Annotated in this window: 18 protein-coding genes; all 18 read left to right on the top strand. The window is 45.6% G+C overall.

Annotation, left to right across the window (positions count from 1 at the left end):
* Positions 1-31 precede the first annotated feature (31 nt).
* The 18 genes from ftsH to lysS all read left to right on the top strand — a co-directional run bounded on the left by ftsH (position 32) and on the right by lysS (position 18,433).
* Positions 32-2,086, top strand: coding sequence for an ATP-dependent zinc metalloprotease FtsH (gene ftsH, locus MHH52_RS00340; RefSeq protein ID WP_340005968.1), 2,055 nt, complete (start codon positions 32-34; stop codon positions 2,084-2,086).
* A 259-nt stretch (positions 2,087-2,345) separates the two neighbouring features.
* The gene (nadA, locus tag MHH52_RS00345) at positions 2,346-3,284 is read left to right on the top strand and encodes a quinolinate synthase NadA (protein WP_042183878.1); all 939 of its coding nucleotides are present in this window, start codon (positions 2,346-2,348) and stop codon (positions 3,282-3,284) included.
* Between the two features lie 39 nt (positions 3,285-3,323).
* A complete protein-coding gene (nadB, locus tag MHH52_RS00350; RefSeq protein WP_313640930.1) occupies positions 3,324-4,940 on the top strand; it encodes an L-aspartate oxidase in 1,617 nt (538 codons plus the stop codon).
* Complete coding sequence (nadC, locus tag MHH52_RS00355; RefSeq protein WP_340005970.1) at positions 4,930-5,805, top strand: carboxylating nicotinate-nucleotide diphosphorylase; 876 nt, start codon at positions 4,930-4,932, stop codon at positions 5,803-5,805. Before nadB ends, nadC begins: the two co-directional genes overlap by 11 nt.
* Positions 5,802-6,569, top strand: coding sequence for a type III pantothenate kinase (locus tag MHH52_RS00360; protein WP_234540316.1), 768 nt, complete (start codon positions 5,802-5,804; stop codon positions 6,567-6,569). The genes nadC and MHH52_RS00360 overlap by 4 nt, the downstream gene beginning before the upstream one ends.
* Before the next feature lie 47 nt (positions 6,570-6,616).
* Positions 6,617-7,501 (top strand): Hsp33 family molecular chaperone HslO, encoded by an 885-nt coding sequence (gene hslO, locus MHH52_RS00365; RefSeq protein ID WP_313640933.1) that lies wholly within the window; start codon positions 6,617-6,619, stop codon positions 7,499-7,501.
* Positions 7,502-7,509: 8 nt separating this feature from the next.
* Positions 7,510-8,454 (top strand): peptidyl-prolyl cis-trans isomerase, encoded by a 945-nt coding sequence (locus tag MHH52_RS00370; RefSeq protein ID WP_340005972.1) that lies wholly within the window; start codon positions 7,510-7,512, stop codon positions 8,452-8,454.
* 170 nt (positions 8,455-8,624) lie between these two features.
* Positions 8,625-9,563 (top strand): cysteine synthase A, encoded by a 939-nt coding sequence (cysK, locus tag MHH52_RS00375; RefSeq protein ID WP_340005974.1) that lies wholly within the window; start codon positions 8,625-8,627, stop codon positions 9,561-9,563.
* A 484-nt stretch (positions 9,564-10,047) separates the two neighbouring features.
* Entirely contained in the window at positions 10,048-11,592 is a 1,545-nt protein-coding gene (locus tag MHH52_RS00380; RefSeq protein ID WP_340009423.1) for an anthranilate synthase component I family protein, read from the top strand.
* Positions 11,589-12,170: an aminodeoxychorismate/anthranilate synthase component II gene (pabA, locus tag MHH52_RS00385; RefSeq protein WP_340005976.1), complete on the top strand. Its 582-nt coding sequence runs from the start codon at positions 11,589-11,591 to the stop codon at positions 12,168-12,170. Before MHH52_RS00380 ends, pabA begins: the two co-directional genes overlap by 4 nt.
* On the top strand, positions 12,167-13,048 hold the full coding sequence (locus MHH52_RS00390; protein ID WP_340005977.1) for an aminotransferase class IV: 882 nt from the start codon (positions 12,167-12,169) through the stop codon (positions 13,046-13,048). The genes pabA and MHH52_RS00390 overlap by 4 nt, the downstream gene beginning before the upstream one ends.
* Positions 13,045-13,902 carry a dihydropteroate synthase gene (gene folP, locus MHH52_RS00395; protein WP_340005978.1) on the top strand — a complete coding sequence of 286 codons (858 nt, stop codon included), beginning with the start codon at positions 13,045-13,047 and terminating at the stop codon, positions 13,900-13,902. Before MHH52_RS00390 ends, folP begins: the two co-directional genes overlap by 4 nt.
* A gap of 30 nt (positions 13,903-13,932) precedes the next feature.
* Complete coding sequence (gene folB / locus MHH52_RS00400) at positions 13,933-14,295, top strand: dihydroneopterin aldolase (protein WP_340005980.1); 363 nt, start codon at positions 13,933-13,935, stop codon at positions 14,293-14,295.
* An 11-nt stretch (positions 14,296-14,306) separates the two neighbouring features.
* The gene (gene folK, locus MHH52_RS00405) at positions 14,307-14,858 is read left to right on the top strand and encodes a 2-amino-4-hydroxy-6-hydroxymethyldihydropteridine diphosphokinase (RefSeq protein WP_340005981.1); all 552 of its coding nucleotides are present in this window, start codon (positions 14,307-14,309) and stop codon (positions 14,856-14,858) included.
* Positions 14,825-15,019, top strand: coding sequence for a helix-turn-helix transcriptional regulator (locus MHH52_RS00410; RefSeq protein ID WP_340005983.1), 195 nt, complete (start codon positions 14,825-14,827; stop codon positions 15,017-15,019). The genes folK and MHH52_RS00410 overlap by 34 nt, the downstream gene beginning before the upstream one ends.
* A gap of 40 nt (positions 15,020-15,059) precedes the next feature.
* Positions 15,060-16,076 carry a tRNA dihydrouridine synthase DusB gene (gene dusB / locus MHH52_RS00415; protein ID WP_340005985.1) on the top strand — a complete coding sequence of 339 codons (1,017 nt, stop codon included), beginning with the start codon at positions 15,060-15,062 and terminating at the stop codon, positions 16,074-16,076.
* Positions 16,077-16,276: 200 nt separating this feature from the next.
* Entirely contained in the window at positions 16,277-16,756 is a 480-nt protein-coding gene (gene greA, locus MHH52_RS00420) for a transcription elongation factor GreA (protein WP_042123182.1), read from the top strand.
* 156 nt (positions 16,757-16,912) lie between these two features.
* Entirely contained in the window at positions 16,913-18,433 is a 1,521-nt protein-coding gene (lysS, locus tag MHH52_RS00425; RefSeq protein ID WP_340005986.1) for a lysine--tRNA ligase, read from the top strand.
* Positions 18,434-18,765 lie beyond the last annotated feature (332 nt).

Below are 18,765 nucleotides of genomic sequence, written 5' to 3' on the forward strand. Positions count from 1 at the left end.
ATAACTTGAGTGTTGCGAGAGGAGGTAGGGGATGAATCGGTTCATCCGGAATTCTGGTTTTTATTTGATTTTATTTTTAGTCGTGGTGGGTATTGTCCAGTTTGTGAGCAATGGAAATGAAGCCGCCGATTTCCCTAGATACGACGAGTTACGGCAGGAGATCAAGGACAACAATGTGAAGGATTTGACGGTTCAGTTTGAGGGTAATGCCTTTTTAGTTACAGGCGAATATAGAGAGTTGCCTGCCGATACTAAATCGAAAAGCTTCTCCACATATATTCCTCCTACAGATCAAGCTCTTAATGAATTAATTGAAGCCAGTGATGTTAATGGGATTGAATTAACTCAGAAGAAGATGGAAGGCACCAGCATTTGGATAACATTCCTTTCTTCCATTATCCCATTGGTAATTATGTTCATCTTGTTCTTCTTCCTGTTTAACCAGGCGCAAGGTGGCGGCGGTAAAGTCATGAACTTCGGCAAGAGCAAGGCTCGGTTATATAATGAAGAGAAGAAGAAAATCAGCTTTGAGGATGTTGCAGGGGCGGACGAAGAGAAGCAAGAGCTTGTCGAAGTCGTTGAGTTCCTGAAAGATCCGCGCAAATTTGCAGCTGTCGGTGCACGTATCCCTAAAGGCGTACTGCTTGTAGGTCCTCCGGGAACAGGTAAAACATTGCTTGCCCGTGCTGTAGCAGGTGAAGCCGGCGTTCCTTTCTTCAGTATTTCCGGTTCTGATTTTGTGGAAATGTTCGTGGGTGTCGGTGCTTCTCGGGTACGTGATTTGTTCGAGAACGCCAAGAAGAACGCGCCATGTATTATCTTCATTGATGAAATTGATGCTGTGGGTCGTCAACGCGGTGCCGGACTCGGTGGCGGACATGACGAACGCGAACAGACACTTAACCAATTGCTGGTTGAGATGGATGGATTCGGTGGTAACGAAGGCATTATTATTGTTGCGGCAACTAACCGCGCGGATATACTTGATCCTGCATTACTTCGTCCAGGACGTTTTGACCGTCAAATTACGGTTGACCGCCCTGACGTAAAAGGTCGTGAAGCTGTACTTAAGGTTCACGCTCGTAACAAGCCGCTTACGAAAGATGTAAGACTGGATGTTGTCGCTAAACGCACAACCGGATTCACGGGTGCTGATCTAGAGAATCTGCTAAATGAAGCAGCATTGCTAGCTGCACGTCGTAACCGCAAGGATATTTCCATGATTGAAGTGGATGAAGCTATTGACCGTGTTATCGTAGGTACTGAGAAACGCAGTCGTGTTATCAGTGACCGCGAGAAACGTATTGTAGCTTACCATGAAGCAGGCCATACTATAGCTGGTTATTTCCTTGAACATGCCGATATGGTGCATAAAGTTACTATTATCCCACGCGGACGTGCAGGCGGATATGTTATTATGCTTCCGAAGGAAGATCGGATGATCGTTACCAAGCAGGAGCTATTGGATAAAGTGACTGGATTACTTGGTGGACGTGTTGCCGAAGAATTATTTATTGGTGAGATCGGTACGGGCGCATACAGTGACTTCCAACAGGCTACGCGCATTGTGCGTGCTATGATTATGGAGTACGGTATGAGCGATAAGCTTGGACCTATGCAGTTCGGATCTTCTCAAGGTCAAGTATTCTTGGGTCGTGATATTGGGCACGAGCAGAATTATAGTGATTCCATTGCTTATGAGATTGATCAAGAAATGCAGAACTTTATTACTTCGAGCTACGAACGTTGTAAAGAGCTGTTGCTCAAACACTCTAAAGAAATGCACCTGATTGCCAATACGTTACTTGAGAAGGAAACACTTGAGCTTGATCAGATTAGAGAGCTGATTGAACAAGGATTCCTTTCCGAAGATGGTAAAGCTGAGGGTGGCGAAGGCGTTGCACTTGAAGTTGGTGAACCTGTCATTGATAATATCGGTGATGTGCGTGTTCGCATTCAAGGCAAGTCTGAAGACACTGATTCCACGCTTCCAAACTTATCTAAGGAAGTTCCGAATAAACCTGAATCTGAGGGTAATGACGAATCCGATGATGAGAATAAAGGCGGCGGCACTAGCCTTACCTAAGCAGACCAACTATTCATATGACGTAAATTTATCCGGAGAACGTAACTGTTCTCCGGATTTTTTATTTCAATTTTTAGTGAATTTCATGCCTTGAGGCCTGTCCAGTTACATTGACAGAGGCTGGAACGTTGTGTACATTAGTGATTAATATTACTTACTTTAATCATCAGCTAATTCATTTTTTCAGATGATGGCTCATGCCATTTGATCAACATTGTGCCGGCGTAAAGCCGCGAAGATTTAAGGGGGAGAACAATCGGTGGAAGCTCTGGCGCTTGAGCGCAAGCAGGAACAGAATCGAGAACTTCGTATACGTCTTGAACAGCTCAAAAAGGAACGGAATGCAATCATTTTGGCACATTATTATCAACGTGATGAAATTCAGGAGGTTGCCGATTTCCGTGGCGACTCTTTTTTACTCGCACAGAAAGCTGCAGAGACAGATGCAGAAGTTATCGTATTTTGCGGTGTTCATTTCATGGGGGAGAGTGCTAAAATTCTGGCCCCGAACAAAACCGTCCTTATTCCTGATGAACGTGCAGGCTGCCCAATGGCCGATATGGTCAATGTAGACGGTTTGCGTAAGCTTAAAGCTCAACATCCAAATGCTAAAGTGGTTACTTATATCAACTCGTCTGCGGAGATTAAAGCAGAAACCGATATCTGTTGCACCTCTGCCAATGCCGTGAAAGTAATCGAGTCCCTTGATGCTGAGGAAATAATCTGGGTACCCGATAAGAATCTTGGCCAATACGTACAAGATCAGACCGGCAAAAAACTGATCATTTGGGAAGGCTATTGCAACACTCACGACATGTTAACTGTTAAAGATGTAGTAGAAATGAGAGCGAAATACCCAGAAGCGGAATTTGTAGTACATCCAGAGTGCCGTCCCGAAGTAGTAGCCATGGGTGATTATGTAGGTAGTACCACATCCATTCTCGAATATTGCCGGAAATCGGACCGCAAGCAATTTATCGTTGGGACCGAGGACGGTACAGGATATCAGCTCCGTAAGGATAGTCCGGATAAAGAGTTCCATTTTGCTACAAAATTTCTGGTTTGTCCTAATATGAAAGTTAACAATCTAAAAAAACTGGTGAAATGCCTGGAGACGATGAAGCCACAAATCTATGTACCGCCTGCTGTCGCCGACAAAGCCAGAACTTCCCTAGAGCGCATGCTACAAGTCCGGTAGTATGCGCTACTCTTTCGTTGAAACAGGTGAAAAGCGGTCATGATTCCACAATATTTGGTTGATTTTGATCTTCGGGATATTCCTACAGTAAAGACAGATTGTATTGTTATCGGTTCAGGGATTGCTGGATTATTCACGGCTATTAAAGCTAGTGAAGATCGGCGTGTCATAATGATCACAAAGAAATCAGTAATGGAGAGTAATACTCGCTACGCACAGGGGGGGATCGCAGCTGTTATAGCTGAGGATGATTCCCCTGCTTACCACCGGCAGGATACCTTAATGGCTGGAGCAGGTCTTTGCTCATCAACAGCTGTCGATGCACTTGTTAATGAAGGGCCAGATGGAGTTCATGAGCTAATTCGGTTAGGCACTCTTTTTGATAAGAAAGATGGGGTACTGGCTTTGACTCAGGAAGGAGCGCATAGCCACCGTCGTATTTTGCATGCTAATGGAGATGCTACAGGTTATGAGATTGTTCGTGCACTATCTGAACAGGTAGCTGAACATGAGAATATTGAGGTGTGGGATGATCATTATGTCATTGATCTCATCACTGAAGGTGGAGAATGTGTAGGCGCATTACTGCAGCGGCCCGGCGGTGGACGGTTATTCCTGCAAGGGGATGCGACTATTTTGTGCTCCGGTGGAGCAGGACAATTATTTCGGTACACTACCAACCCTGAAGTAGCTACAGGAGATGGTGTGGCGATTGCCTATCGAGCCGGGGCTCATATACGAGATATGGAATTCATTCAATTTCATCCTACAGCACTATGTTACCCTGGAGCTCCTAGATTCCTAATCTCCGAAGCTGTGCGTGGTGAAGGGGCAGTATTGCGCAATATTAATGGAGAGCGGTTCATGGAACGCTATCATGAACTACTTGAGCTAGCCCCACGAGATATTGTAGCTAGGGCCATTGTAAGTGAAATGGAGATCACTAAGTCAACATTCGTCTATTTGGATATTACGCATGAATCTCCAGAAATGGTGAAGAATCGTTTCCCTACAATATATGAGACATGTATGGGCTATGGACTGGATATTACAAGTGATTGGATTCCAGTGGCTCCTGCTGCGCATTATATGATGGGGGGCATTAAGACCGATCTGAATGGGGAGAGTACGATCCCTCGCTTATTTGCTTGCGGGGAGGTCTCTTCCACAGGCTTACATGGGGCTAATCGATTAGCAAGCAATTCTTTATCGGAGGCGCTTGTCTTTGGAAGTCGCATTATTGAGCGGATTCGCAAATTATCCCCACTTGGACGTGATGTTTTGTCAGTTAGCTGCAACGAGGGCCGTGTTGATTCGTCAACTCAAGCTATTGTGGAACGCCGTTTGAAGCTACAAAAGATAATGGTTCGGTACGCCGGACTACGTCGTAATGAAGAGACCTTATCTAAGGGAATAGAGGAATTAAAACGACAGCTACCCATCTTTGGATCAGTATTGACTAAACGTGAGGAATACGAGTTCGCTAATATGCTGACCTGCTGTTTGCTCGTGACAGAGTCTGCTATAGCACGGGAAGAGAGTCGCGGGGCGCATTACCGTGAGGATTATCCGCAGCGAAATGATGATCAGTGGCGTAAGCACCTGCTTCAAATTCGGGAACTGGGAATAGTGGAGGAATTAAGCGATGATGTTTAATGGTTACAATGAAGAGCTAGTACAATCCATCAAGTCTTGGCTGCGTGAAGATGTTGGTTCCGGGGATGTAACAACACAGATGACAATTCCAGTCGGCCATGAGTCTAAAGGGATTATTCATGCCAAGGAGGACGGTATAATTTGTGGTATCCCAATTGCAGAGCTAGTTTTTGAAATTGTTGATCCCACGCTTAGCTTTACAGCCCTTGTAGAAGAAGGTCAAGCAGTGACAAAAGGGACTGTAATTATTGAGGTGGAGGGCAGCACACACGCAATTCTAACAGGTGAACGGCTTGCACTTAACTTGATGCAGCGCCTTTCGGGTGTTGCATCACGTACGGCTTCTTTCGTGCAGGCGCTGGATGGATTACCGACTCGCCTAGTGGATACTCGTAAGACAACCCCTGGCCATCGTATGCTGGAGAAATATGCAGTCCGAATAGGTGGGGGATTTAATCACCGTTTTGGTCTATATGATGCAGTTATGATCAAGGATAATCATATTAAAGGTGCGGGTGGTATTCGGCAGGCTGTAGGGCGTGCTCGAAAGAACATTCCACATACGATGAGCATTGAAGTGGAGACTGAAAATTTAGAGCAAGTAGAAGAGGCACTGGTAGCAGGTGCTGATATTATCATGCTCGACAATATGTCTAACGATATGATGAAGGAAGCTGTGAGTAGAATCAAATCCAAAGCTCCCCATGTCAAGACAGAGGCTTCTGGCAATGTATCGTTGGAAACGGTTCGCGGGATTGCAGAAACGGGTGTCGATGTGATTTCGGTAGGACGTCTTACGTACTCCTTCTCCAGTCTGGATATTAGTCTGGACCTTAATGCCAAGAAGGAAGGGTCCTCATCATGATGCTTGCTGTCGATATCGGTAATACCAATATTGTTCTCGGTGTATACAGAAAGCGCGAATTGTTGCATCATTTTCGGCTAAGTACTGCGCGCCAATCGACCGTGGATGAATATGGAGTACTGATACACAATCTTTTTCAGATGTCAGGTATCTCTGTAAAAGATGTAGAGGGTGTAATAATATCTTCAGTAGTTCCACCTCTGGTTAAGACTATTGTAGATATGTGTATAAAATATATAGGCAAAGATCCATTACTCGTGGGACCAGGAATAAAGACGGGGCTTAATCTTCGCTATGAGAATCCGCGTGAGATTGGCGCGGACCGAATTGTTAATGCGGTTGCGGCGATTGAACAATACAAATGTCCGCTTGTTGTCGTTGACTTTGGTACGGCTACGACCTTCGACTGTATCGATGCAGGGGCTAATTATCTCGGAGGGGCGATTGTCCCAGGCCTTGGAATTTCTACAGAGGCATTATACCAGCGAGCATCGAAGCTGCCACGGATTGAATTAGAGAAGCCTAAAAAGGTCATCGGACGTAATACGGTGCACGCTATGCAGGCTGGCATTATTTTTGGGTATGCAGGCCAGGTTGAGGGGATCGTTAAGCGCATCAAAATCGAAATGAATGCTCCAGAACTGAAGGTTATTTCTACGGGAGGCCTCGCGTCGCTAATTGCGGGTGAGACGGACTGTATCGACGAAGTAAATCCTATGTTAACACTAGAAGGATTACGAATTATTTATGACCGTAACCAATAAAGATAAAGAAGCCTAAAGGGCGAAGAGATAGGAGGGCTATGCACCCAATGGAAAAAAAGAAGGATCGACTTATCCGTGGAACGGCTATGAATGGTAAAGTGAGAGCGTTTGCTGTTCGCACAACTGAATTGGTCGAGGAATTGCGGCGCAGACATGATACGTATCCGACGGCTACAGCCGCGCTAGGACGTACAGTTACCGCTGCAGCCATGATGGGCGCTATGCTCAAAGGTAGAGAGAAGCTATGCATCATGGTCAAAGGGGATGGACCGATTGGACAAATCGTCGCGGAGTCCAATGCGTTAGGAGAAGTGTGCGGTTATGTGCACCATCCTCATATTCACTTACCTAGCAATAGTATGGGCAAACTGGATGTAGCTGGAGCAGTAGGAACTGAAGGGTTCATTGATATTATAAAGGATTTGGGTATGAAAGAACCTTATCGGGGTAGTATTCCTATCATCTCAGGAGAACTTGGCGAAGACTTTACTTATTATTTCGCTGTTTCTGAGCAAACTCCAGCAGCAGTTGGCCTAGGTGTATTAGTTGATACCGATGAGTCGGTGATTGTAGCCGGAGGGTTTATCGTACAGCTTCTTCCAGGACTTACGGATGCGGAGATTACTGAGATTGAAAAAGCTGTAGGGGCTATGCCTTCCGTAACAGCACTTCTCGATCAGGGGCTGGAGCCAGAAGAAATGCTGCGTTTTCTTTTGCCGGATGCGGTGGTTATGGATGAACTGGATATTAACTTTGCTTGTCAATGTTCGCGTGAGCGGGTAGAGCAGACATTGGTTAGCCTAGGGCAGGATGAACTGGAGAGATTAATTGCAGAAGATGAACAGGCTGAAGTTGTATGCCATTTTTGCAATGAGGCTTATGTTTTTAATAAGGACGAATTACAGGTCATTTTAGAACAAGCGAACTCGTAGGGCATGGGATGATGACGAGACAGGAACGCGCACTTCGCAATACGGTTGTTATTCTGGCTGTTGCAACTTTAATGCTCGGGGGTCTATTATTCTGGAGTTTACGCGCCATGGCCCTTCTTAAAGGAGATACAACAGAGAATGAAACACCGGAGATAGCTGCTGCAGGCAGACAACCGATAACAGATAAGCAATGGATGGATGAGCTCAAAAAAAAGCATGGCCAAGAAGTGCTAGTCGGGATGCTCAATCATATTGTTGTGGATATGGAAGCAAAGGCTCTAGGAATTACTGTGACAGACGATGAGGTTGAGCAGGAACTTGCACGAACTATGGTAGGATACGGATCGGAAGAACAGTACTTTGCGCAAATGCAGTCTCAGCTGGGGTTATCTCGTCAGGAAGTGTTCGCAGAGACGGCTTATCGTCTGACCTTACAAGCGATAGCCACAGTTGGGATTACGATTAGCGATGCTGATATCGATGCTTACTTAGATCAAAATGCTGAGCGTTTCACTCCGAAAAAAGAATTGGAACTCTCCATGATCAAGGTTTCATCTTATGCTGAAGGCGAGCAAGTAATGGATCGCTTGGAGCAGGGCGAGGATTTTGCTGACTTGGCTAGGGAAGTGTCCATTGATGAAGAGAGTCGGCAGCATGGAGGCAGCTTAGGTAAAGTAGAGGAAGACGATCCTTTTTGGCCCGAGGGGATGCTTAAGACCGCTGCTAGTTTGGATGCGGGTGATATAGCGGGTCCGATTCAGGCGGGGAAAGACTTCACTATCATTCGACTAGAGAGCATTCGCTCTCCAGCAAAGCCGGACCAGAAGGAAATTAGGGCGCTGATACGTCAAGAGCTGGCTTTGGAGCAAGTGCCTCCTCTACAACAAGTGGAAAGTGATTTGCGCACCAAATATGATGTATCAATAAATATTGACAACAGCCTGCAAGATTGATAATATGATATTAACGTAAAACCTACCGTTTTAGTCGGAAATAACTGACGGTGGTCAATCATCTTCATCCCTTTATAGCAGTAATAACTGCGTAATAGGGACTCACATACAAGTAAAGTCACAATTTACGTTCTTATATCGCATTTATCATTCTAAGGAGGTTTTTGCTCATGGCTAAAGTCGTTAATAACGTAACAGAATTGATCGGAGGTACTCCGCTCGTTCGTTTGAATCGTCTGGCACAGGAAGGCTCCGCAGATATTTATTTGAAATTGGAATATCAGAATCCGGGATCGAGCGTGAAAGACCGTATTGCAATCAGCATTGTGGAAGAAGCTGAACGTGAAGGTCTTCTGAAACCGGGTGGCACGATTGTAGAAGCTACTAGTGGCAACACTGGTATTGGATTGGCACTTGTAGCTGCAGCTAAGGGTTATAAGGCAGTAATCGTAATGCCGGAAACCATGAGCATGGAGCGCCGCAATCTACTTCGTGCATACGGAGCGGAATTGGTTCTGACTCCAGGATCGGAAGGTATGAATGGAGCGGTTAAGAAAGCAGAGGAAATTCTGAAAGAGAACCCAAGCTATTTCCCATCTGATCAATTCAAGAATAAAGCAAACTTGAAGATCCACCGTGAGACTACTGGACCTGAAATCGTTGAAGCTATTGAATCCATCGGTGGCCCACTGGATGCTTTTATTGCAGGTATCGGAACAGGTGGAACGATCACTGGTGCAGGCGAAGTGCTGAAGAGCAAATATCCTGACGTGAAGATCTATGCTGTGGAACCTGCTGCTTCTCCAATCTTGGCAGGAGGCAAGCCAGGCCCTCACAAAATTCAGGGTATCGGAGCTAACTTTATTCCTGAGATCCTGAATCAAGACATTTATGATGAGATCATCCATGTTGAGAACGATGAGGCATTCGAAACTGCACGTCGTGTAGCTAAAGAAGAAGGTGTCTTGTCTGGTATTTCTTCAGGCGCAGCAGTATTTGCAGCACTTAAAGTTGCAAAAGATTTGGGCCCTGGCAAAAAGGTAGTTGTCATTATCCCAAGTAATGGTGAACGTTACCTTAGCACACCACTTTACAATTTCGAAGCGTAATTGTTTTTAATAACGTAATTTTACAAGAGTCTTCATACCACTTTTCTGGTGGTGATGGAGACTCTTTTCGTTGATCAAGAGGGCAAAAGGTTCTGTGCATATACGGAGACCTAGACGTGACAATTTATTATTTTTGAAAAATGCTATGGTTTTTACTGAGAACTGAAACGTCATAATAATTTCCTATAGCTGGGGGCTTTTCAATAATGCCTTAAGTACAGTATACTGACAGGCAATATACTACTGATGATTAAAAATAAGGGAATGCTTCATAAAACCAAGCATACGCTTACGAAGCGAGTTTTATTGCGATGTAAGTTCAGAGAAGTATTTGCTTCATAAAACTAGGCATACGCTTACGAAGTAAGTTTTGTCCCGATGAATGTACTGTAATATAATTCCAGACAAAACTTTTAGGAGGATGGCTTTGGAAATCATAACGACATGGCATGAGTGGGAACAATGGGCAGCTGAAGACTGGAGCATGTTCCCCTTGATTATAAAATCACCCATGTGCGCGGGAGGATTGCCCGCGTCCTGGAAGAAGGCCTGGGAATTAGCTTCTAAATACTCCGTAGTGTTGGAGAGTGGCAAGGGTGGCCGCTATACGTACTTAGGTTTAAACCCTGTATCTATTTTACAGGGCAAGGAGGACAGCGCTGAGGTATTTAGCCTTTCTCCCCAATCATTAGGTCAGACAGCTGATGAGGGTACACATGAGGTAACAACACTGCTCGGACAGCCGCTGGAACTGCTGCAGCAATGGATGTCAGGCTTCACCTCGCCAAGTCTAAACGTTCAGGGCATTCCTCCATATACCGGTGGATGTATTGGATTTCTAGGGTACGATGTGGTTCGCTCATTGGAGCGTTTGCCGTCTCTTGCACAAGATGATCCTGGTTTTCCTGATTATCTTTTTATGAGGATGGAAGAGGTATGGATTTATGATCACGAAGAGCATGTGCTTTATTGTGCTGTTCACGTTTCGGTTCCAGCAGAATGTGTGATGGAGGATTTACAGAACCTTTATCTTGGTGCTATAGAACAGGCTGGGCGAATGGTAGAGCAGTGGCAGTTGATATCCACAGCTTCGGGATTGAACGAAGAGGCCACAGGCAGCATTGAAGCTCTCACAGACTCATCAGGAGAGTGGCCGGGCATGACCTCGGCTTTCTCGCCTGAAAAATTTCAGCAGGCCGTGCTGGACGTTCAGGAATACATCCGCCAAGGCGATGTATTCCAAGTGAATCTCTCGCTGCGCCAGGAGGCGCAGCTGAAGTCCTCGCCGGAGGCGGTTTACGATTGGCTGCGCAAGCTCAATCCGTCCCCGTACATGGGGCTCTTGCGGTCGCCCGGCTTCGCGCTGTCCAGCGCTTCACCGGAGCTGCTCGTCAAGCTGCACGGGGACAAAGTGAGCGCCCGGCCAATCGCCGGCACCCGGCGCCGAGGCCTGACTCCCGCGGAGGATGCCGCCATGGAGGCGGAGCTTCGCGGGAGCGAGAAGGAGATCGCCGAGCATATCATGCTTGTCGATCTGGAGCGCAACGACATCGGGCGTGTCGCTGCATATGGGTCCGTCAGCGTGCCTGAGCTGATGACGGTGGAGCGCTACTCTCATGTGATGCATCTCGTTTCGCAGGTAGAGGGCCGAGTCGCACCGGATAAGGATGCTTACGCTGTTATCGCAGCCTTGTTCCCAGGTGGGACGATTACAGGTGCGCCCAAAGTAAGAACAATGGAAATCATCGAAGAACTGGAGCCGGTTCGGCGTGGACCATATACAGGATCCATGGGCTTTATTGACTATAACGGAAATATGGAATTAAATATTATTATAAGAACACTGGCTGTAAAGGATGGAGTCGGATATATTCAGACAGGTGCGGGCATCGTGATCGACTCTGATCCATACCGTGAATACCGTGAATGCCACAATAAAGCCAAAGCGGTAGTGAAGGCAGTACTCTGTAGTGAATTACAGCAGGAATCCCAAACTACCAGCGGCGCCGAAGGGGGAGAAACACTGTGATCTTGGTCATCGATAATTATGATTCCTTTACGTATAACCTCGTACAGTATTTGGGTGAACTTGGGGAAGAGGTTAAGGTACACCGCAACGATGAAATTACCATTAAAGAGATTGAAAAGATGGCTCCTGACCATATTCTAATTTCTCCAGGTCCATGTACACCTAATGAAGCGGGGATAAGTTTGGAATTGTTGCATCATTTCAAAGGCGTTATTCCGATCTTCGGCGTATGTCTTGGACATCAGGCGATTGGTCAAGCATTTGGTGGCAATGTTATTCGTGCAGAGCGTTTGATGCATGGAAAGACATCCCCGATTCATCACAAAGGTACGTCGGTTTTTGAAGGTCTGGAGTCTCCTTTTACAGCAACTCGATATCATTCTTTGATTGTAGAACGTGAGAGTCTGCCGGATTGTCTGGAGATTACAGCGGAGACCGAAGAAGGGGAGATTATGGCACTGCGCCATAAAGAATACCCTATCGAAGGTGTGCAATTCCACCCAGAATCGATTATTACGGATCATGGTCATACGATGCTGCGTAATTTCTTGAAACGGAGAGCCGGAGAAACGGCATGAAATATATAGGATTTAACAATGGTGTCATTGATGCACGACAAGCCGTGGTTTCCGCCCTGGATCACGGTTTTTTATACGGCATAGGATTGTTCGAGACCTTTCGGACGTACGGGGGAGTGCCTTTTCTGCTGGAACGTCATTTGAAGCGTATGGCAGAGGGGTGCAAGGAGCTTGGCATTCCATTTGAGCAGGAAGTTGAACATCTGCAGGACTGGATTCAGCGTGTTATGGACAAAAATGAATTAAAGGAAGCCTATATACGTTATACCGTAACAGCCGGCGAGGATATTCTCGGATTACCGGCGGGCGATTATCGTGAACCCAATCATTTGCTGTACATCAAAGTGCTGCCGAAAGTACCCGATAAGTTATACAGTGAAGGTAAAGAGCTACAGCTGTTGTCCTTGCGGCGTAATACTCCGGAGGGAACAGTGCGATTCAAGTCGCTGCATTATATGAATAATGTTTTAGCCAAGCGTGAGCTTAGAGGTTATGCCTCTGCGGCGAATGGTGCTGAAGGACTGATGTTGACTGCACAAGAAATCATAGCAGAGGGCATTGTCAGCAATATCTTTTTTATAAAAAATAATATTCTCCACACTCCGGATATTTCCACAGGGATTCTCCCAGGAATTACCCGGGAAATGGTAATGGAGCTAGCTCGCAGCACTGGGATTAGAGTAGAGAAAGGCGCATACCGGTGGGAGCAGTTGAAAGCCGCGGATGAAGTGTTCCTTACCAATTCGGTCCAAGAAATTGTCCCTGTTACTACACTGTTGCAAAACGATAAAAGATTCACTATAAGCGATGGCCTTTGCGGCAGAATAACTTCAGATTTGATCTCATCATATAGAGAAAGGACGGGAATATCGAAATGAGACCAGTCATATTCAAACGGACGTACCGCTGTGGAAATACAGATTTGCAATTGGGAAATCGAACGCTGATTATGGGCATCCTGAATGTAACCCCTGATTCTTTTTCAGATGGAGGACTTTGGGATGATCCGGACAAAGCAGTAGAACATGCGTTACGTATGGCTGCTGACGGTGCTGATATTATAGATATTGGTGGAGAATCTACCCGTCCTGGTCATAAACCGGTGGGGCTTGAAGAGGAATTAGCTCGTGTATTGCCTGTCATCGAGAGTATTCATCGAGCGGCACCGCATATTCCGTTATCTATAGATACCTACAAAGCTGAAGTGGCACGCCAAGCTATTGCTGCCGGTGCTCATATCATTAATGATATATGGGGTTGTAAGGCTGATCCAGAAATGGCGGCAGTGGCAGCAGCTGCGGACTGTCCCATTATTTTGATGCATAACCGACAGGACCGTGAGTATACCAATCTAAGTGCGGATATGTCGGTAGATTTTAAGGAAAGTATTGATCTTGCTTTAGCCGCAGGAGTGAAGCCAGCCAATATCATCTTGGATCCAGGGATAGGCTTTGCTAAGGATTCTAATGAAAATTTGCAGGCAATGATGCTTTTGGACGGGTTGACTGAGTTTGGCTATCCACTGTTACTGGCGACTTCACGCAAAAAATTTATCCGGACGGTGCTTGATTTACCCTCTGATGATGTTGTGGAAGGTACCGCAGCTACAGTAGCCTTTGGTATTGCTCAGGGCTGCCAGATCGTACGTGTGCATGATGTATCTCTAATTAACCGAACGGTCAAGATGTGTGACGCGATGTTGTATGCTGCTCCTCCAGTGGTGCGTGAATAAAGATATTTTACAAAAAGGGCGGGTTTAAAAATGGATAAAATGACGCTGCACCGAATGGAATATTACGGATATCATGGTGTGTTTGAAGAAGAGCGTAAGCTAGGTCAACGTTTTTACATTGATTTGGAGCTAGAGCTTGATCTGCAGGAAGCGGGCAAGAATGATGACCTGAACCAAACCGTGAATTATGCCGAAGTGCATGAACTGGTCAAAAATATTGTCGAAATAAAGTCTTTTAAGTTGATCGAAGCTTTGGCGGAATATATTGCATCCTCCGTACTGGACACTTATACTATTATCAATGCAGTGACGGTAAAGGTAACTAAACCGCATCCGCCATTCGACATTCATTTTCAGGGAGTGACTGTAGAGCTGCGCAGAACTAGAAAGTGAGAACAAAGTCCATGAATATACATTCCACCTCTGAAGAATCAGAGGCTTATATTGCTTTAGGGGCTAATTTGGGCGACCGTGAGGGCACGCTGTCAGAGGCTTTGAACAGACTGAATAATCATGATCAAATATCGGTAGTTCGCTGCTCCAAAGTCTACGAGACAGAGCCAGTAGGTTATTTAGATCAGCCGCAGTTTCTCAATATGGCAGCAGTTTTACGCACGACGCTTGCGCCAGAGACCTTGCTGGAAGTAATGCTGGGGATCGAAACGCAGCTGGGTCGTATCCGGGATATCCGCTATGGACCCAGAACGGTGGATCTAGATTTATTGTGGGTAGAGGGCCAGACACTTGATACCCCGCATTTAACATTGCCGCATCCACGTATGCTAGAGCGCGCATTTGTAATGCTTCCGCTCAGTGATATCGTTCCACAGGATGAACAGTCTTCCGGACTCCACAAGTTGATTACAGCAGCGCTTCAAGACATAGACGGGAAGGAAGGAATTCGGTTGTGGACAACAAGCGTATGGGACGGAGGGTCAGGGCATTCCGCAAGCTAAAAGGCTATACTCAACAGGAGCTTGCGGATCTGACTGGAATTTCCTTGGCTGTGCTTGGCGCAGTTGAGAGGGGCAACAGACGTTTGGAAGATCAAATTTTAGATAAAATTGCGAATGTCCTAGGGGTTACAACTGAGGAATTGGTAAACCCTAACTCATAATTTTTAAGTAATATAAATAGGAATAATGGAAGTGATACGAATGCTGAAGATTGGCGACATTGAAATGAAGAATCAAGTTGTTCTGGCTCCTATGGCTGGTGTGTGCAATCCAGCCTTTCGTCTAATCGCTAAAGAGTTTGGTACAGGTTTAGTCTGTGCGGAAATGGTGAGCGACAAGGCTATTATTCACGGAAATACGCGTACTCGCGAAATGTTGTTCGTGGATGAACGGGAAAAACCGCTTAGTTTGCAGATTTTTGGTGGAGATAGAGAGTCACTGGTGCAAGCGGCTAAAGTGGTTGATAAAGAGACCAATGCTGATATTATCGATATCAATATGGGATGCCCAGTGCCAAAGGTAACGAAATGTGATGCAGGGGCCCGCTGGCTTTTGAATCCCGACAAGATCTATGAAATGGTATCTGCGGTTGTCGACGTCGTGGATAAACCAGTAACTGTGAAGATGCGGATTGGCTGGGATAGCGAGCATATTTTTGTCGAAGATAATGCGCGTGCGGTAGAACGTGCGGGTGGCAAGGCTGTCAGCGTGCACGGAAGAACACGGGAGCAACTCTACACGGGGCGTGCGGATTGGAATTATATCAAGATGGCAAAAGAAGCGGTCTCCATTCCGGTTATCGGCAATGGTGATGTCAATACACCTGAAGATGCTCGGGCTATGCTTGATCAGACCGGTTGTGATGGCGTGATGATCGGGCGTGGTGCGCTGGGTAACCCATGGATGCTGTATCGTACGATTCAGTATTTAAGCACCGGGGAATTGATGCCTGAGCCAGGGTTAGAAGAGAAAATTAAGGTTGCCATTCTTCATATGGATCGACTGGTTGCTCTTAAGGGAGAAGCCGTGGCCGTACGTGAGATGCGTAAGCATATGGCTTGGTATTTAAAAGGCCTGAAGGCTGCCGCACGTGTGAAGGATGTGCTCATGGCAGAAACGAAACGTGATGGAATGGTGAAGATTTTGAATGATTTTGTCGTTCAACTAATGCATGATGAAGAAAATAAGGGTACTGGAATGTCTTCTTCTGCAGTATAAACGTTATTGTCCTAATGCTTTTTGATACATCCCACTTTATATGTAGTGTCATTGACATTTTGTAGCGGTTCCAATATAATTTCACAGTATAAAATCGCCGTTACAGTAAGAGCAATGCAGCAGGGAGGGTTCTTATCCTCCTAGATTAGCATATAGTATGGTGTTTTCAATAATTGTATACGACAGGAGAATCGGTTGAGATGAGCGATAAAGAAGTCATCCTTACGCCGGACGGGCTAAAGCGTCTGGAAGATGAACTGGAGACCCTCAAATCTGTGAAACGCCGCGAGGTTGCTGAACGGATTAAGGTAGCGATTGGCTACGGAGATATCAGTGAGAACTCGGAGTATGAAGACGCGAAGAATGAGCAGGCTTTTATCGAAGGACGCGTTATCACCTTGGAGAAGATGCTTCGCAACGCGCGCATCATTAATAGCGACGAGATCGTTACTGACGTGGTAAGTATCGGTGTTACTGTAAGTGTTGAGGATTTGGAGTACGGTGACACTATGGAGTACACAATCGTAGGCACAGCGGAGTCTGATCCACTGAACAATAAGATTTCCAACGAAAGTCCAGTAGGCAAAGCCATCATCGGGAAGAAAATTGGCACGATTGTTGACGTTAATACACCTGCAGGCGTTATTCAATATAAAATTCTCGATATCAGAATGAAGTAGTGTACAGACCTCATGGTCTGTAAATAGATGTGCTGCCAAATGTATAAACAGTTTCGTTGTATGTGGGCAGATAAGGGAACATTGTTTGGGAAAGCTTCCTTAGGGAAGCTTTTTTTCAAAATATAAGGGATTTATATCTGCAAGGGGATGAATAGCATGACCGAGGAAATGAATAATGTGGACAATGCAGAGAACGAACTTAGTGAGCTTTTGCAGATCCGCCGCGCCAAATTGGACGAGCTAAGAGGACTTGGCATCGATCCTTTCGGCAAAAAGTATGAGCGTACAGCTAACGCTGGCGATCTAGTATCGAAGTATGATGGACTTTCTAAAGAAGAATTGGACGAGCTATCCGTTGAAGTCAGCATAGCGGGTCGTATTATGGCAAAACGCGTTATGGGTAAAGCCAGTTTTGCACATATCCAAGACCTCAGTGGAAGAATTCAGCTTTATGTTCGTCAAGACAGCATTCCTGAAACGCAATACGCAGCGTTCAATGTTCTCGATCTAGGAGATATCATCGGCGTTCGCGGAACAGTATTCAAAACCAAAACAGGCGAGACCTCCATCAAAGTGCATAATCTCGAAGTCTTGTCCAAGTCCTTGTTGCCACTTCCTGAGAAATATCATGGTCTTAAAGATGTAGAGCTGCGTTACCGTCAGCGCTATGTTGATTTGATTATTAATCCAGAAGTTCAACAGACATTTATTGCTCGTTCAAGAATCATTCAATCAATGCGTCGTTATTTGGATTCACTTGGCTATCTTGAAGTTGAAACACCGACACTTCATGCGATTGCCGGCGGAGCTGCTGCGCGTCCATTCATCACTTACCACAACACGCTTGAAATGCAGCTGTATATGCGGATTGCTATTGAGCTTCATTTGAAACGTCTTATTGTTGGCGGATTGGAAAAAGTATACGAGATCGGACGCGTCTACCGTAACGAAGGAATCTCGACTCGCCACAATCCTGAGTTTACTATGATTGAGCTGTATGAAGCTTATGCTGATTACAAGGACATCATGAATCTTACGGAGAATATGATCGCTCATATTGCCCAAGAGGTATTAGGAACTCAACAGGTTGACTATCAAGGCAAGCCGGTAGATCTGTCACCAGGATGGCGTCGAGTAACTATGGTTGATGCTGTTAAAGAAGTAACAGGTGTTGATTTTAGTGTTCATATGACAGATGAGGAAGCACAGGCTCTGGCTAAAGAGCACCGTGTACCTGTAGAGAAGCACATGTCTTTCGGTCATATCCTTAATGCTTTCTTCGAGCAATTTGTAGAGGAAACACTGATTCAGCCGACCTTTGTAATGGGACATCCGGTTGAAATCTCACCACTCGCTAAGAAAAACGATGAGGATCCACGCTTCACCGATCGTTTTGAATTGTTTATTGTGGGTCGTGAGCATGCGAATGCATTTAGTGAATTGAATGATCCGATCGACCAGCGTCAACGCTTTGAAGCGCAAATCCAGGAGAAAGAGCAAGGTAATGACGAAGCTCATGAAATGGACGATGACTTCATCCGTGCTTTGGAATATGGTATGCCTCCTACGGGTGGACTGGGAATCGGTGTAGACCGTTTGATCATGTTGCTTACCAATTCTGCATCTATTCGTGATGTACTGCTGTTTCCGCATATGCGTAACCGTACAAACGAATAGTATTTATACAACAATGAGCACAGGAGGGCTGTCTGAGGGCGGTTCTCCTTGGCTACTGTTGATCAGAAAGTAAAGGTTCGTAGCATTGTTTTGCGGATATACAGCTTAATACTATATTGTTTCAAAAAAAAGTGTTGCAATGAATCTCTATACATGATATATTCTAAGTCCGGCCAAGAAATACACATGCCGAGCTCGAAAAAGAAGTTAAAAAAAGAGCTTGACATTAAATAGCCGAACATGATATAGTATAAGAGTTGCTGCTGAGACATTAAACGGCGTCAACGAGAACTTGATCTTTGAAAACTGAACAACGAGTGAGTAGGAAATCA

It is taken from the genome of Paenibacillus sp. FSL K6-0276, assembly GCF_037977235.1.
In the GTDB taxonomy this organism is placed as follows: domain Bacteria; phylum Bacillota; class Bacilli; order Paenibacillales; family Paenibacillaceae; genus Paenibacillus_AQ.